Source organism: Pseudonocardia nigra, from assembly GCF_019396355.1.
Taxonomy (GTDB): Bacteria; Actinomycetota; Actinomycetes; order Mycobacteriales; family Pseudonocardiaceae; genus Pseudonocardia; species Pseudonocardia nigra.
Map to the genome: position 1 here is coordinate 1 of NZ_JAHKRK010000461.1, position 1,365 is coordinate 1,365.

Genomic DNA, 1,365 nt, shown 5'->3' on the forward strand with positions numbered 1-1,365 from the left:
GCATCGGCCGCCGTCGGGGCGGGCGAGAACGCGGACGCGGCGCGCACCCGGCTCGACGGCGGCGGCCCGGTGCTCGTGCTCGTCGACGGGCGCGGAGTCGCGCTCGTCCCGCGGGACGCGCTGGAACAATCCGCGACGAGCACTGGTTGAACGCGCACATGAAGGTGGAGATCTGGTCCGACGTCGTGTGTCCGTGGTGCGCGATCGGCAAGCGCCGGTTCGAGCAGGCGCTGGCGCGGTTCGACCACCGCGACGAGGTCGAGGTGCGGTGGCGCAGCTTCGAGCTGGACCCGTCCGCGCCTCGGGAGCGCGAGGGCGACCTCGCCGAGCACCTGGCCGCGAAGTACGGCGTCACGCGGGAGCGGGCCGAGGCCATGCACCGGCAGATGACCGAGACAGCCGCCGTCGACGGCTGGGACTTCCACTTCGAGCGCGCCCGCGGCGGCAACACGTTCGACGCCCACCGGCTGCTGCACCTGGCAGCCGCCCGCGGGCTGCAGGACGCGCTGAAGGAGCGCCTCTTCACGGCGTACCTCACCGACGGCGAACCCATCGGCGACCCGGACACGCTCGTCCGCCTCGCCGCGCAGGTGGGCCTCGACGCCTACGAGGCACGCGCGGTCCTGTCGTCCGATCGCTACGCCGACGAGGTCCGCGCGGATGAGCGGCAGGCCGGGGCGTTCGGGATCAGCGGGGTGCCGTTCTTCGTGATCGACCGCACGTACGGGGTGTCCGGCGCCCAGCCGGCCGACGCGCTGCTCGAGGCACTGGAGACCGCCTGGGCGGCGGCGCACCCCCTGCAGGTGCTCACGCCGGCGGGCGGCGCGGGCGACGCGTGCGCCGACGGCTCCTGCGCGATCTGATCCCGGTGACCGGGGCCCTCCGGTCCGGCATGCTGTGACCGATCTTCGTCACCGCCGCCTGCCGGAGGAGTCCCCATGTCCATCCCCACGGACGAGAACCGCGAACTGCTCACCGTCGTCGCGACCATGCGCGCCCTCGCCGGCAGGGAGGCCGACCTCAAGGCCCTCCTCGAGTCGGTCGTCGAGCCCACCCGCGGCGAGGACGGCTGCGTCACCTACGCCCTGCACCAGGGCGTCGCCGACCCGGCCGTGTTCGTCTTCTACGAGAACTGGACGAGCCAGGCGCACCTCGACAAGCACCTGGCGAGCCCGCACATCACCTCCGGGCTCGCCGGCCTGCCCGAGCTGTTGGACGGCGAGCTCACGATCACAGCGCTGCGCCGCGTCGCCTGAGGGGCCGCGTCGCCTGAGGGGACCTGGGCCGGAACGGGCGACTCGGCACGTCGGAACCGGGCGACTCGCACGCGGAAAACGGGCGACTCGCGGGAGTTCCCGCGAGTCG

At 73.6% G+C, this 1,365-nt stretch carries 2 protein-coding genes; both read left to right on the forward strand.

The genetic code is table 11. The features are described 5' to 3' along the window. Positions 1-146: 146 nt before the first annotated feature. Entirely contained in the window at positions 147-863 is a 717-nt protein-coding gene (locus KME75_RS41580; RefSeq protein ID WP_246633834.1) for a DsbA family oxidoreductase, read from the forward strand. Between the two features lie 75 nt (positions 864-938). Next, positions 939-1,256 (forward strand): putative quinol monooxygenase, encoded by a 318-nt coding sequence (locus KME75_RS41585; protein ID WP_219420476.1) that lies wholly within the window; start codon positions 939-941, stop codon positions 1,254-1,256. Positions 1,257-1,365 lie beyond the last annotated feature (109 nt).

What these genes read in the sequence shown, in the direction of transcription:
- KME75_RS41585 (WP_219420476.1), top strand. Translation starts at nt 939, where the DNA reads ATGTCCATCCCCACGGACGAGAACCGCGAACTGCTCACCGTCGTCGCG.